Annotated in this window: 15 protein-coding genes; 9 read left to right on the forward strand and 6 right to left on the reverse strand. The window is 37.2% G+C overall.

Annotated elements, in window-relative coordinates; all coding sequences use genetic code 11:
- Nucleotides 1-296: 296 nt before the first annotated feature.
- Nucleotides 297-566, reverse strand: coding sequence for a hypothetical protein (locus tag AC5WOC_RS19975; protein ID WP_496057180.1), 270 nt, complete (start codon nucleotides 564-566; stop codon nucleotides 297-299).
- 130 nt (nucleotides 567-696) lie between these two features.
- Between AC5WOC_RS19975 and AC5WOC_RS19980 the strand changes: the two genes are divergently transcribed.
- Nucleotides 697-1,026, forward strand: coding sequence for a hypothetical protein (locus AC5WOC_RS19980; protein WP_496057181.1), 330 nt, complete (start codon nucleotides 697-699; stop codon nucleotides 1,024-1,026).
- Between the two features lie 56 nt (nucleotides 1,027-1,082).
- On the opposite strand, the gene curA is transcribed toward AC5WOC_RS19980, so the two are convergent.
- The 4 genes from curA to AC5WOC_RS20000 form a co-directional block, all read right to left on the reverse strand.
- On the reverse strand, nucleotides 1,083-2,105 hold the full coding sequence (gene curA, locus AC5WOC_RS19985; RefSeq protein WP_496057182.1) for an NADPH-dependent curcumin/dihydrocurcumin reductase: 1,023 nt from the start codon (nucleotides 2,103-2,105) through the stop codon (nucleotides 1,083-1,085).
- A 189-nt stretch (nucleotides 2,106-2,294) separates the two neighbouring features.
- Nucleotides 2,295-2,471, reverse strand: coding sequence for a hypothetical protein (locus AC5WOC_RS19990; RefSeq protein WP_496057183.1), 177 nt, complete (start codon nucleotides 2,469-2,471; stop codon nucleotides 2,295-2,297).
- Between the two features lie 157 nt (nucleotides 2,472-2,628).
- Entirely contained in the window at nucleotides 2,629-3,549 is a 921-nt protein-coding gene (locus AC5WOC_RS19995) for a mechanosensitive ion channel family protein (RefSeq protein WP_496057184.1), read from the reverse strand.
- Between the two features lie 27 nt (nucleotides 3,550-3,576).
- Nucleotides 3,577-4,554, reverse strand: coding sequence for a metal-dependent hydrolase (locus AC5WOC_RS20000; RefSeq protein ID WP_496057185.1), 978 nt, complete (start codon nucleotides 4,552-4,554; stop codon nucleotides 3,577-3,579).
- A 512-nt stretch (nucleotides 4,555-5,066) separates the two neighbouring features.
- Here AC5WOC_RS20000 and mutY point away from each other — a divergent pair.
- Nucleotides 5,067-6,140: an A/G-specific adenine glycosylase gene (gene mutY, locus AC5WOC_RS20005; RefSeq protein ID WP_496057186.1), complete on the forward strand. Its 1,074-nt coding sequence runs from the start codon at nucleotides 5,067-5,069 to the stop codon at nucleotides 6,138-6,140.
- 13 nt (nucleotides 6,141-6,153) lie between these two features.
- Nucleotides 6,154-7,317 carry a VanW family protein gene (locus AC5WOC_RS20010; RefSeq protein ID WP_496057187.1) on the forward strand — a complete coding sequence of 388 codons (1,164 nt, stop codon included), beginning with the start codon at nucleotides 6,154-6,156 and terminating at the stop codon, nucleotides 7,315-7,317.
- Nucleotides 7,318-7,366: 49 nt separating this feature from the next.
- Here AC5WOC_RS20010 and yfhS read toward each other — a convergent pair whose 3' ends face one another.
- Nucleotides 7,367-7,552 (reverse strand): mother cell protein YfhS, encoded by a 186-nt coding sequence (gene yfhS, locus AC5WOC_RS20015; RefSeq protein WP_496057188.1) that lies wholly within the window; start codon nucleotides 7,550-7,552, stop codon nucleotides 7,367-7,369.
- 130 nt (nucleotides 7,553-7,682) lie between these two features.
- Between yfhS and AC5WOC_RS20020 the strand changes: the two genes are divergently transcribed.
- The 6 genes from AC5WOC_RS20020 (at nucleotide 7,683) to cyoE (ending at nucleotide 13,248) form a co-directional block, all read left to right on the forward strand.
- Nucleotides 7,683-8,363, forward strand: a complete 681-nt coding sequence (locus AC5WOC_RS20020; RefSeq protein WP_496057189.1) for a hypothetical protein — start codon at nucleotides 7,683-7,685, stop codon at nucleotides 8,361-8,363.
- A 292-nt stretch (nucleotides 8,364-8,655) separates the two neighbouring features.
- Nucleotides 8,656-9,498 carry a pyrroline-5-carboxylate reductase gene (gene proC, locus AC5WOC_RS20025; protein ID WP_496057190.1) on the forward strand — a complete coding sequence of 281 codons (843 nt, stop codon included), beginning with the start codon at nucleotides 8,656-8,658 and terminating at the stop codon, nucleotides 9,496-9,498.
- A 360-nt stretch (nucleotides 9,499-9,858) separates the two neighbouring features.
- Complete coding sequence (locus tag AC5WOC_RS20030; protein ID WP_496057191.1) at nucleotides 9,859-10,428, forward strand: DUF402 domain-containing protein; 570 nt, start codon at nucleotides 9,859-9,861, stop codon at nucleotides 10,426-10,428.
- Nucleotides 10,416-10,946: a signal peptidase I gene (lepB, locus tag AC5WOC_RS20035; protein ID WP_496057192.1), complete on the forward strand. Its 531-nt coding sequence runs from the start codon at nucleotides 10,416-10,418 to the stop codon at nucleotides 10,944-10,946. The genes AC5WOC_RS20030 and lepB overlap by 13 nt, the downstream gene beginning before the upstream one ends.
- A 223-nt stretch (nucleotides 10,947-11,169) precedes the next feature.
- Complete coding sequence (gene codY, locus AC5WOC_RS20040) at nucleotides 11,170-11,949, forward strand: GTP-sensing pleiotropic transcriptional regulator CodY (protein ID WP_496057193.1); 780 nt, start codon at nucleotides 11,170-11,172, stop codon at nucleotides 11,947-11,949.
- A gap of 372 nt (nucleotides 11,950-12,321) precedes the next feature.
- The gene (cyoE, locus tag AC5WOC_RS20045; protein WP_496057194.1) at nucleotides 12,322-13,248 is read left to right on the forward strand and encodes a heme o synthase; all 927 of its coding nucleotides are present in this window, start codon (nucleotides 12,322-12,324) and stop codon (nucleotides 13,246-13,248) included.
- Nucleotides 13,249-13,256: the final 8 nt, after the last annotated feature.

Consider the following 13,256-nt stretch of genomic DNA (forward strand, 5'->3'; position numbering starts at 1 on the left):
GAGAGATCTATTTAGAAAAAAATTTCATAGGTATTTTTAGGGTAAGAGGAGTTAGGTTTACACCATTAGGACTAGAGTAAGGATAGAATACATGTGGAGATTCAAAGAAGAAAAACAACAGAATTCAGAGTGATTTTGGTAAAATGCAGTGGGAGTAGTAAAGCAGGATGTCAGCAGGGTGTTTTTTTATGTTTAATGTGTGATATTACGGCAGTTCAGTTGGTTTAAGTTCAGATACTTAGACTAGACGATTGATGGTTTGGACACCGTATTCGATGTCCAAAACTTTTTTGTCTCTACTTCTTTATGATCTTACACACCCCAGAAAGTTCATATGGTTCTTTTAATTCCACATGATGAAGCATTTTTAACACGATACCTCTTGGTTGTTTTGGTGTTATTTTTTTAATAATAATGCGGTCTGGGTAGGTGAAATCAGTGACAATTCGATATGCTCCAATCAGGTAGGTATTACCCTTTGAGATGCAGGATATATTTGCTGGAACCAAGATCTCCCATTTGTCTGCGATGATGCCTTTAAGAGCAATTTTTGTATAGCGACTCATGTATGTTCCTTTCAAATGGGGAAGTTCATTTTTATGATATAACGAAAAGGTGCATGCTGCAAAACTTTCTATCGAGTTGTTCATGATATAATAAGTGGAGTAATTATGCCTACAAATGAAGGGATTTCTCGTGTTTCGTACAAAGTCTTATTCTGAGATCATGCATAAGATCGGAAATCAGGTTCTTTACATCCAGTGGAATGGATCGAACTGTGAGGCAGTATTTCTCGGCGGCAATGTAGATGGAGGCGTGCTAAATAAGCTTTCACTCCAAGAACAATCCTCTGGAATCATGGATGGATCAAGGATTTATGTAAATGATACCACTGTTCTATTCTGTCATATGCTCAATGGTCCTGTTTTGTTTAACGAGACAGAACTGACCGAGGAAACTCGACTGAACCCTGATTCTTATCGAATCGTGGAAGATGGAAATAAGATTCATCTGAAGAAGAGGTAAAATCGCCTGAAATTTGTGGGTCTCCCTACCGTTTTGGGTAGGGAGATGCAAAAATATTAATAAGTTGGATCAGCGACATGTACCAACTGCTTGCCTATATTTTCTCCAGCGAATAACCCAAGAAATGCTTGAATGGTATTTTCAAATCCTTCTATTACATTTTCCCGATATTTTAATTTTCCTTGTTTCAGCCATTTTGCTAGTTGGGCAGTGCCTTCTTCAAATCGATCTGCAAATTCCCCAACAATAAAACCTCTCATCATCGCACTATTGATCAGCAGCTGGGCTTGAATACGAGGACCGATATCCATATTTTCTTTGTTATACGAAGAAATCAGGCCGCACAAGGGGATGCGTGCTTTGTAATTGAGTTGAGATAAAACAGCATCCGATATAACTCCACCTACATTTTCAAAGTAAATATCGACACCATTGGGGCAGGCTTCTGCAATTGCTTGTTGTAAGTCAGACGTTGTTTTGTAATTGATAGTGATATCAAAACCAAGTTCATCTTTGAGATAACGGTTTTTTTCCTCTGATCCAGCAATCCCCACTACTCTGCATTCTTTTATTTTGGCGATCTGTCCCACCACTGAACCTACTGCGCCCGCTGCACCTGATACAACAACCGTTTCCCCCTTTTTGGGCTGACCAATTTCCAATAGACCAAAATATGCAGTGAGACTAGGCATTCCTAAAATTCCAAGAGCAGTAGAAATCGGTGCAATATCGGGATTAATTTTTCTTACTTGATCAGAATTAACAATAGAGTACTTTTGCCAGCTTAAATTTCCGAGTACAATGTCTCCCTTTTCTAAATCAGTTGTTCGTGTTTCAATGACTTCTCCTACCACTCCGCCAGTTATTACTTCATTTAGCTTGTATGGAGGAACATAAGATTTTTGATCATTCATCCTTCCTCTCATATAAGGGTCTACGGATAAGTACAAAGTACGAATAAGTGCTTGACCGTCGGCTGGTTCTGGTACAGACAGTTCTACGAATTGAAAGTTGCCTGCTGTGGGCATTCCTTTTGGTCTGCTAACGAGAATAATTTGCTGGTTTATTTCTGATGTCATTGGGATCATTCCTTTCGTCTAAGTTAGTATTACCTGTGTATATCGGAAGTAATGCAAAAATGTTTAATAGTAATGGGTAATTTGCAATAAAAAATCGACACAATGTTATGCAACATTTGCCGATTGTACTATTTTATTTGATTTTTTGGGCGACGGATGATGTCCCAATGACATCATCCGTCGATCGCTTTACTGACTTCGCAGACTGATCAGGAGAATTCGCATTGCTGCTGCGCTGTATTCTTTCTGCCGCAGCAGCTGCTTAGCTCCTTCAGGATCTGTCATAGCTACCTGCTTGACTTCGACGTAACCATTGTATCCGCCGTTGCCAGAGGCACTGCGAATCTGCTGTACTGATGCGGTCATGAGCGCTGTAACTACGGCGCTGAGCATCTCATCACTAGGCATTTCTGCCATCATCTTACCCTTCTGTGGGAGTTATCTGGATGAAAGTGAATCAACATGTCTCTAATAATTGTATAAAAAAATAAGAATGTTTACAATGCAAAAAGTGACATCAGGATTATTTCCCTGTTGTCACTTTTTGTTGTGATTGTAGTTCATTTATTTGCTCGGGACTGTAGAGAACACTTCTTGGGTAGGCAATATGAATATTATGCTGGCGCAAGATTAATACACTTTCTTTACGCATCTCTCTTTCTAAGTTCCAATATTCATCTGGATCACTGAGTGCAGTGATGGTGAACTGTACTCCATTTTGATCAATGTTAGTGACACCAACAACTTCGGGCTGTTCTACTAGATTTTCTTTAAAACGTTCTCCAATTTTTGTGACCACTTCTTCTAGTGCTTTCGAGACCACATCCAGGTTGGATTCGTATGGAACAGTGATTGGTACGATGGATCGCATTTTCTCACGGTTATAGTTGGTTACTTGTGTGATTGTACCATTCGCCAGATAGTGGAGTCGTTGGTTGTATTCACGGATTTTCGTAATTCTCAGTCCAACTTCTTCCACTGTCCCGCGTATAAATCCATTGATTTCAACAATATCTCCTACTTCTAATTGGCGTTCAAAGATTAAAAAGAATCCAGTGATCACATCTTTTACCAAGCTTTGCGCACCAAAACCGATTGCTAAACCAAGTATCCCTGCACCTGCCAAAACGGGACCAAGATTGATGCCGAATTTGGAAAGCACAGTGAGCAATGCGATAAAGTACAGTGTGTAATGAACGACTGACTTGATTAATTTCCGTAAAGTATGTGCTTTGTTTGTTTCTACTTTGCTCCATTTAAAGGTATGATCCACTACTCGATCCAGCACTCTTACCGCAATATAGGTGAGTACGAGTACAAAGACGATTTCCAGCAGCGGAAAAATTAGATTGGAAACCGGATCTTTTACTACGGCATTAAATAAGTTCTTTGTATGTTGGATCATCAAATCCAGCATGTTAGCCGTCGTTAAAAATATGAACATTTTGTTTCACCTCGTCACAAGTATAGCTTATTTTATTCGATTTTCAGCTCTTTTTTGTGCTTGTTTATCACTGAGCCAGCCTACAAAAGAATAAACAATGTCATAGTTTTGATCAAGGTGTGCTATGGCTACAAAGGGAAACTGTTTTTTATGGAAATACCGTACATCCAGCCATTTTACCTCGTAACCATTTTCTTTTTGGGTTACTTGCGGGTATCCATAAGAAGTAAAAGATAAAAAAGAAGCAACCGCATGGCATTCTTTGGATTTTACAGTCGCGAGATGGGTTTGATCATCACGGGAAATGCTACCTGTCCATTCCAAATGCTTATCCCGAATCTCCCCCATTTGAACTTTGCCTTCCATCTCTACAATTACATTCCAACCATTTAAACGATAAGTAGGTATGACAGTAAATTTACCCGTTTCACCTGATTTCTGAATCACCCATTTTGTGATGTGATAATGGACAATGCTCCGCCATACTACGTACACGATGAGAAGACTATAGATTACAGCAAATATATAGCCTGCTGATGATGGTGAGAAATACCAACCGATAAATCCAACTAAATGGAGTCCAAATATAATGGGATCAAAAATATTGATGATATTTAAGGAAATCCATTTTTTTTGAAATGGTCGAAGAGCTTGTGTTCCGTAGGTGTTAAAACAATCGATAAAAATATGAATGAATGTAGCAAGAAAAGTCCATAACCAAAGGGTAGTGAAGGATGAAACCGGTACAAAAAGTGAGATGATCAAAGAAAGAAAAGTAGGCCAAATTAAAATCATAGGAGAAGAGTGTGTCCAACCTCGGTGATTGCGTACATAAGTAGCGTTTCCTTTTAGCCGATAAAGTGTATCCAAATCAGGTGCTTGTGAACCAATTACTGTACCAAGCAAAGTAGCGTAGAGCAAGTCTGGGTTCTGTGTTACTGTTGGATCGAGGTGTGCCAATCCATATAATCCAATACCCATGACGAAGTGAGTACCCGTATCCATATTCTCCCCCTTTTCTATATAAAGAAGGTGCTCCAATGATTTAGTATTATAAAATGTTTTAGCTTTCATACCAGTCATCTTGAAGCACATGTATGATATAAATATAATTTTCAAATAACTTGATTTTGGATTACGTACTTATTTTCTATCATTAACGTATTCTCCGGTATCGTGCAAGGTTTAATTTCAGGATTATTAATGAAAGAAATTACCTGATTTATAAATTAATCCATTTTTAGGAACCTTCAGTACATATATTTCAAATTTATTGAGTTTGCTAATATTACAATTGGGATTGTATATTCAATTTTTGTTATTACATTCATGTTGAGTTATTTCGGGCATGATAGATCGTATTTTATTTCGTGCCAAGTGTTCTAAAACATAGTCACGTGATTAACAAAAGGAGCCTTTGTCAAACACCAGTTTTTCTCTCAAGATTTAAACCCGTGGGTTTCCTCGCCAGCAATGTTATAATAAATTTGAGTTAGATAGAAAAGGATGTAAAATAAATGGAAATAGATTGCAAAACAATACCTGATATTCAAGACGGACTATTAAAGTGGTATGCAGAACATCAACGTGATCTGCCTTGGAGAAGACACAAAAACCCGTATTATACATTGATTTCAGAAATCATGCTGCAACAAACAAAAGTAGCTACGGTTATCCCTTATTTTGAACGGTTTATTACAAAGTTCCCGACAGTATATGATTTAGCGGAAGCGAGTGATGACGATGTCGTAAAATTATGGGAAGGATTGGGTTATTACTCACGAGCAAGAAACCTTCATACAGCTATTAAAGAAGTCGTAGCTTCGTATGAAGGGGTAATCCCTAATGAGAAAGACAAGATTTCCAAACTAAAAGGAATTGGACCATACACAGCAGGCGCCGTACTGAGCATCGCATATCAGCAAAAAGCAGCAGCTGTAGATGGCAATGTAATGCGAGTATTTTCTAGATTATTTGCCATGGAAGATGATATTGCCAAAACAGCTACTCGAAAAAAGATGGAACTCATTGCAGAACAGATTATTCCTGAACATAATCCTGGAGATTTTAATCAAGCATTAATGGAATTGGGTGCTACTATTTGTACACCAAAATCACCCGAGTGTCTGTTTTGTCCAGTAAAATTATATTGTAAAGCATACGAGGAAGGAAAAGAACAGCAACTTCCAATTAAAACGAAGGCAAAAGCTCCTGAAAAAACATCTATTATTATGTATGCAATCACATACAAAAACAAACTTCTAGTACAAAAAAGGCCAGCTAATGGTTTGTTAGCAAACATGTGGGCCCTTCCTACAGATGATCGCATAGAAGAAATGACACATTTTAGTCAAACGGAAGAATATTGTGATATCAATAACTATTCTGCTAAAATTTCAAAAGATATATATCAATTTGATCATATTTTCAGTCATCGTCACTGGAAGATCGTTTTGATATCCATAAAATTGTTAGATGATCCAAAAGTTATGCCAAAACGTTCGATCTGGGTTGATAAAGAGAGTGTTCTTGAATTTGCATTTCCTAAGGTATATCAAAAAGCATTAGAAAAGTTGGGATTTGGAAACTAAGGGAGAGAGAACGGTGACCGAGAATAAGTCGAAAGAAGAAGGAGTTACAAATCGGGCAGCAAGTGGTCAGTCGGAAGAAAGGCAACTAGTATTATTTCAAGCCCCTGCAATCATAGAGAGTGAAGAAGAAAACCAAAGTAGGTTTTTACTATGGTTTGGCCAGAAAAAAGTTTTGCTTCCTGCACTTATTTGTATGTTTTTCTTTGTGGGTAGCTTTTTTGTTCTCTTTTCCTATAAATGGATACTTGTAACGATTGCAGATAAGCAAAAAAATATTACCCAAGTGAAAAATTCGGCATTTATTATTCTTCATGGCAAAAATAAAGATTTTACATTAAACCTTATGGAAATTGGCTACGATGGGAGTCATGTGGAAACGATTGATAAACTAGAACTTCGAGATTGGCTTGAACAAGTGAAGAAAGAAGTGACGGTGTATCCTAAAAATGCGGATTTAGATAAATTAGGCAATGCAATAGTGCCAGAAAAAAACGGCTACACAATCAATGATGAACAAATAGAATCTTGGTTGAGAAATCCCAAACAAATTATTAATAAGCCTCAAGAACTTTCACTAACCGTTTTGAAACCCTCAATAACAAAAAATATGTTATTGAGGGTTTCAAAAAAAGAAATTGCTAGCTATACAACATATTATGATTCGAAAAATAAAAATCGCACGATTAACTTGAAGGTTGCTTCGCAATCTCTCAATAATGTAGTGCTATTGCCTGGTGAGATATTTTCGTTCAATCAAACCGTTGGAAAGCGAACCATACAAAAAGGATACCGTATTGCTCAATTGATTGTACAAGGGGAATATAGTGAAGGAATTGGAGGAGGAATATGTCAAGTCTCCTCAACGCTTTTTAATACTGTTGATCAAATCGGATTGAAAATCACTCAACGTTTTTCTCTCAGTTCCAAAATAACCTTTGTTCCGCAAGGAAGAGATGCTACAGTTGCATGGGACGGACCTGATTTTCGTTTTACGAATAATCTGCATATGCCTATTCTTATACGTGTTCAACTGGCAGGAGGGAAATTAACAATTAAAACCTTTTCCGTTCCAGAAGCAAAGATTACAAAGAAAAAAGTAGAGAACGCTCCAGCTAAGATTTCACAGATGAGTGTGAAAAATGTTCCAGTAAATGTTAGTGCCAATCGGCGAACATAAAATAAAAACCAACCAATTAAATGTAACAATAGTTGGTTGGTTTTATTTTTTAAGCGTGATCATGTGGTCCCCTTTTCATAATTTCATCAATTACTTGATGGTGCAGATTAACTCCTTGTTCATTGATGAGGGGAGACATTTGCGACAACATATAGTGATGATATGATAACTCATCAATTTCCCAGTCTTCGATGGGAATTGTACTCAATTCTTCCAAATCTCTGCCAAAATACATAAATTTCATCACCTCTTATTTACAGTATGTGAGATAATATAGGGAGATCATACAGAAAAATTTTCACAAAATAGGTATAATAATCTGAAAACATCGGAAAGAATAGTAAAAGTAGGAAGGGAGAGGTTCGATGAAAAGTAGATTAGAAGCAATTGTAGAAAACAAAACATTCTTTCTGTGGAGTCTTCGTACCTCTGCTTGTTTTGTATTTTTATCCGTTTTTCCAATCCTTTTTGTGCTAGTAGATGCTTGTCGTGGAACGATTGCCGAAAGGTTTACGTATATTTCCAAAAATTCGCTCCTCGTTCAGGTCGGCTGGAGCTTGACTTTTGCTGCCCTTGTTGCAATTTTCTTTGTATTTACGATGTTATTTTTTCATCTAAATAGAAGTTATCGGCCTATTTTGCAATGGGCATGGTTTATTAGTGTAGTTGCGCTGTGCGCAAGTACTCTCTACCATTTAATTGAAATGGTCATGATGCCAAGTCTAATGCAATGGACAATGATGATCCCGAATGAATCAACTCATAGTACAGTCCTTGCATGGGATGAAGTGTTGTCTCATCTCAGTGGAATTTTTATTCCGACGAGTTTAGCGATAGGCGGGTTGATTTACACTGCAGTGATGTTCCGAACAAAGGAAATACCCAGTTTATGGAGTTATTGGTCTTTCTCTATTTGGTTTATGGTTTTACTTGTCAGCCTATTTGTTTCCTATCTTGGTGTATTTATTTTATTTTTTCTTTCAATTGCCATTTTGTTATATGTTCCTTGGATTTGGCAAATAGGAAAAATAGTGAAAAATTCTTGACGAATAGATAGAGAAGTGTTCATAATAAGTTTTAATACAATTAAACGTTTTGCGATGATAAAGGCTAGTAAGATGAGCGTTGCTTTGTAAAGAGAGCAGACATACAGCTGAGAAGTTTGCCAAAGCACTCACCAGAACCCACCTTTGGAGTAATAGGAAAAACCTACGGTTTAAGCTTCCGATATCAAGCTGTTGAGGTGTCTTTGACACAAAATAAGGTGGTACCACGTGAGCAAACTCTTTCGTCCTTTTCGATGAGAGGGTTTTTTTATTATTCGAGGAGGGGTACAACATGCGTATTGGTTTTATCGGAGCAGGTGCAATTGCAGAAGCTTTACTTGTGGGCATATTGAATCATAAAGATGTTCGATCCGATCAAATAGCTTTTATTAACCGTTCTAACAAGCAACGCTTAGAATATTTAACAGAAAAATATCATTTACTAAGCATCAATCAGCAACGAGAGATGTTGTTAGATTCAGATATTATAATTCTTGCTGTTAAGCCCCAAATAGCAAACCAAATGCTTGAAGAATGGGGAAATAAGTTTTCCAAAAAACAACAGATTATTTCAGTTATTGCTGGAGTTACTACTTCTCACATTGAGTCATACCTAAAAGAAGACATTTCTGTGATCCGATCAATGCCTAATACTTCTAGCACGATTGGCATGTCTGCAACAGCAATTACAGCAGGAAAATATGCCAGCTTAGAAGATATGGATAGAGCAAAGCAGATATTTGAAGGTGTAGGGACAGTAGTTTCTCTAGAAGAACATTTGATGGATGCTGTTACAGGATTATCTGGAAGTGGACCTGCTTATTTTTATTTAATGGTTGAGGGACTAGAATTAGCAGCTCAAAAAGTAGGATTGCCTAGAGAAGTGTCCCGTCAATTAATTTTGCAAACCTTAATCGGAGCATCTCATATGTTGATGGAAACAGGAAAAAAACCTGAAGTGCTGCGGAAAGAAATAACTTCAGAAGGAGGGACAACTGCTGCTGGTTTACAGGTGATGAGGGAATATCAATTTATAGAAGGGCTGGAGAAGACCATCGAAGCTGCAACTGCTCGTTCTAAGGAAATGGGTAGAATAGTTTGTGAGAAGGAGAATTATCATCATATAAGCAAATGATGGCTTAATCATGGGATGGAATCCAGTATTGAACGAGAGGAGGATATATTTCGCTTACAAGTTCAATACTTTTCAGAAAATGAAATCAAGAATATACAATCTATCAATATACTGTCATTTTGGAATTATCGGATAAATGGACTCGCTGTGTTAGGTTGGCAATGAGCGCTTAGGAGATTTGACGTTCCAGCGGTTTTAGCCATATGGAGTGTAAAAGCAAATATACATTATTGAAGCTTAACTCAAAAAAGCGCGAGTTAAGTTTTTTTTTGTTTGAAAAAAATAATTCTGATTTTTAGGTTTTAGAAACTTGTGTAATTGGAAATAAAGAGACTAAAGACATAACTAGGGAGAGACAAAATGATGATTCCATTTCGAGTGGGTGAGGTAATTGACATAAACAGTTATAAGCATGGCGGTGAATTTCATCGACAGTGGAAAGGATCAAAAGTTTTATCATCCGATGAAATTCTGATTGTTTCCAACTATCATCCAAAAGTAACAGAATCCGATGGTAGAATTCATACTTATCCAGGTCTTTCTATTGCTCTGTTTTTTCCAGAAGAGTGGTGGAATATTGTCATGATCTATCGATACAATAAAAAACTTGTTTCGTATTATTGCAATATTGCTTCGCCTTTTCAAATTAATCGAGACAATGGGTGTATCGAGTATGTGGACTATGATATAGATTTGATCGTTAGACCGAACAGAAGTTTCAAAGTAGTCGATGAGAATGAATTTATGGAAAATAGCCAAAAGTATTCCTATCCAAACTCTATTCTAAAGAGAGTCGAGCTAGCTGTGAAGCAGCTGTCTGTTTGGGTAAAAAGCGGAAAAATTCCTTTTACCAATCAGTTTTCTTCACACTGGTATCATCAATATCTGTCCCTTCAATTTTCAGGGGTGAATGGAAGATGCAACATGTAGGAACTAAGCGTTTTTTTCTATGGGGAGTGGGATTTCTTCTCCTATTAATTCTTGTCATACTGATAAATCAGTATGTGATATCCTTATCTATAGTCAATGGTACGTCCATGCGACCAACATTGCAAAATGGGGATCGATTATTGGTGAATAAGTGGGAGTTATTATTTGGAAGGCCTCACAAAGGTGATGTGATTACATTTGAAGACCCAAATGAAAAGGGAAGATTTTTAGTCAAAAGGGTTGTGGGGATTCCTGGGGACACCATACAAATAAGGAATGGAAAATTATACCGTAATGGTAAATTGACCCAAGAGCCTTACATCGATGTTTCTATTGAAGATGGTGATTTTGGTCCCACGAAGGTTTTAGCAGGTACTGTTTTCGTAATGGGCGATAATCGCCACCGCTATGCGAGTCGTGATAGTCGCTATGATAGTGTAGGCTTGGTTCCATACGGTTTAATTAGCGGAAAAGTGGAAATAATCTTATGGAGACCATCACTTTCAACATTCCTTTAAAAATATTGGTCAAAAATAAGAAAATCAAGTGAAATTCAAAAAATGTTCACAAAAACTGATTTGCCTGATCCACCAAATAACGGATAATGGTGTAGGTGTAGTGGGTCGAAAAACTCAATAATTCAATTACCACAACAAAATTTTTCCATAAAATATTTCGGATGACGACATATTTTATGACGAAATAAATAGTAAGGGTAATGGTTAACAAGGAGGAAAACACATGAATTTATTAAGTAAAACACGTAGAATTTCAAAAATACTTCAAAAAAACGCGGGTCATAATCTTGTTGATTTTGATGAGGTAGCTCAAGCGTTGTGTGATGTGATTAGCTCCAATATTTATGTGGTTAATCCAGAAGGAAAAATGCTTGGGCTTGCTATCAACCACGAATTCGATAATGATCGCATGAATGATTATATAGAAAAGCGGATGTTTCCAAGTGAATTTGCTTCTCTATTAATGGAAGTTAACAAAACGATGTCTAATTTAGGCATTGATAGTCCATATACTGCTTATCCAACAGAGATGAAAAATCAGTTTGGAAAAGCGTACACGACTGTTGTCCCAATTATCAGCGGTGGAGATCATCTTGGTACACTCTTGTTATCTCGAGTAGAAGAAGAGTTCGTTGATGATGATTTAATTCTCGCTGAGTATGGTGCAAACGTAGTTGGAATGGAAATCTTACGTGAACGTGCAGGCCAAGTGGAAGAAGAAGCTCGTAGCCGTGCAGTAGTACAGCTTGCTATCAATTCTCTATCCTTTAGTGAGTTAGAAGCAGCTGAACATATCTTTAATGAATTGGATGGATTAGAAGGATTGCTTGTTGCAAGTAAGATTGCTGACCGTGTTGGCATTACTCGATCTGTTATTGTAAATGCACTTCGTAAATTGGAGAGTGCTGGCGTTGTAGAGTCCCGTTCGCTTGGAATGAAAGGAACATACATTAAAATCTTAAATCCAAGATTGTTGCCGGCTTTAGAAAAAGCTCGTCACTAAAACCAGTTTGATATAAAAATCCCTGTTGACGATGTTGACGGGGTTTTTTGATTCAAAAAGGAAATGTGATTGCTAACAATTTTGACAATTAAATAGCTAATATGTGTCTAATTTACGAATTATTTGTTGCCTGATCATGGAATGGAGTTGTAAATTCCCGTTCTTTGGTCTTTTGTGTTTCGTTCATCTCTTGCGATTATGAAATGAATCATCTAAAATGATGATGATATTAGGCGTGTATTTTGTTTTGTCCCATAATTTTCTAGGGGAATGTAAATCACTAGCCATATGGCTGTGATATTACATTTTTTGTATGTTATAACCTAATTAACCAATTCACTTTGCCTTGTGTTTCTTGGGAAGGAGGTATGAATGATGGAAAGATCCGCTGAACGTTATATAACCCCGCATACACTAGCCGATATTTGGAAAGATTTTATAGATATAACCAAACCTGGAATCAATGCTTCTAATTTACTCGCAACTTTTACAGGATATCTGTTAGCGGCAGGGTATACACACACTTTCGGGTGGATGGTATTTATCTATACGATGGTAGGAACAGCATTGGTTATTGCAGGTGGATGTACCTTAAATAATTTTTACGATAGGGATATAGATCCCCATATGGAAAGGACGCGTATAAGAGCAGTTGCTAGCGGGAGAATGAGACCGCGCACAGCACTGATATACGGTATTATCCTAACGGTTATAGGTCATTTGGTTTTAGCCTTTGGAGTAAATATATTAGCAGCAGTACTTGGTTTTATAGGATTTGGTGTTTATTTGTTTATCTATACGATGTGGTTAAAGCGAACAAGCACTTGGAACACAGTTGTAGGTGGGATTTCTGGTGCAGTTCCTCCAGTTATTGGCTGGGTTGCGGTAACGGGAAGATTGGACTTAGCAGCTTGGGCGCTATTTTTCATCCTTTTCCTTTGGCAACCTCCTCATTTCTTTGCACTTGCCATGCGCAAAGCAAAGGAATATAAAGCTGCTGGAATTCCAATGCTACCAGTAGTAAAAGGTAATGCCGAGACCAAGAAACAAATACTCATCTTTACCATTTTATTATTACCTGCTTCGGTTCTCCTCTTTGCAACAGACGCTGTAGGATGGACTTTTCTTGTAACAGCTATTATTCTTGATATTATCTATCTGATTTTAGCTATCAAAGGTTTTTCCAAACAGCAGGATGAGGATCAGTGGGCAAAACATATGTTTTTGTATTCTCTGATTTATCTTACTCTGATTTTATTTTTGATGATGGTAGATGTATTAGTAAGGCAGATATTTTAGTATGTGGT

This window comes from Shimazuella sp. NTD247 (assembly GCF_059510415.1).

Excerpts from the sequence above, each read along its gene's own strand:
- AC5WOC_RS20030 (WP_496057191.1), top strand. The coding sequence starts at position 9,859 with ATGATGATTCCATTTCGAGTGGGTGAGGTAATTGACATAAACAGTTAT.
- AC5WOC_RS19995 (WP_496057184.1), bottom strand. The coding sequence starts at position 3,549 with ATGTTCATATTTTTAACGACGGCTAACATGCTGGATTTGATGATCCAA.
- cyoE (WP_496057194.1), top strand. The coding sequence starts at position 12,322 with ATGATGGAAAGATCCGCTGAACGTTATATAACCCCGCATACACTAGCC.
- curA (WP_496057182.1), bottom strand. The coding sequence starts at position 2,105 with ATGACATCAGAAATAAACCAGCAAATTATTCTCGTTAGCAGACCAAAA.
- yfhS (WP_496057188.1), bottom strand. The coding sequence starts at position 7,552 with ATGTATTTTGGCAGAGATTTGGAAGAATTGAGTACAATTCCCATCGAA.
- AC5WOC_RS20000 (WP_496057185.1), bottom strand. The coding sequence starts at position 4,554 with ATGGATACGGGTACTCACTTCGTCATGGGTATTGGATTATATGGATTG.
- codY (WP_496057193.1), top strand. The coding sequence starts at position 11,170 with ATGAATTTATTAAGTAAAACACGTAGAATTTCAAAAATACTTCAAAAA.
- lepB (WP_496057192.1), top strand. The coding sequence starts at position 10,416 with ATGCAACATGTAGGAACTAAGCGTTTTTTTCTATGGGGAGTGGGATTT.
- mutY (WP_496057186.1), top strand. The coding sequence starts at position 5,067 with ATGGAAATAGATTGCAAAACAATACCTGATATTCAAGACGGACTATTA.
- AC5WOC_RS20020 (WP_496057189.1), top strand. The coding sequence starts at position 7,683 with ATGAAAAGTAGATTAGAAGCAATTGTAGAAAACAAAACATTCTTTCTG.
- proC (WP_496057190.1), top strand. The coding sequence starts at position 8,656 with ATGCGTATTGGTTTTATCGGAGCAGGTGCAATTGCAGAAGCTTTACTT.
- AC5WOC_RS19975 (WP_496057180.1), bottom strand. The coding sequence starts at position 566 with ATGAGTCGCTATACAAAAATTGCTCTTAAAGGCATCATCGCAGACAAA.
- AC5WOC_RS19990 (WP_496057183.1), bottom strand. The coding sequence starts at position 2,471 with ATGACCGCATCAGTACAGCAGATTCGCAGTGCCTCTGGCAACGGCGGA.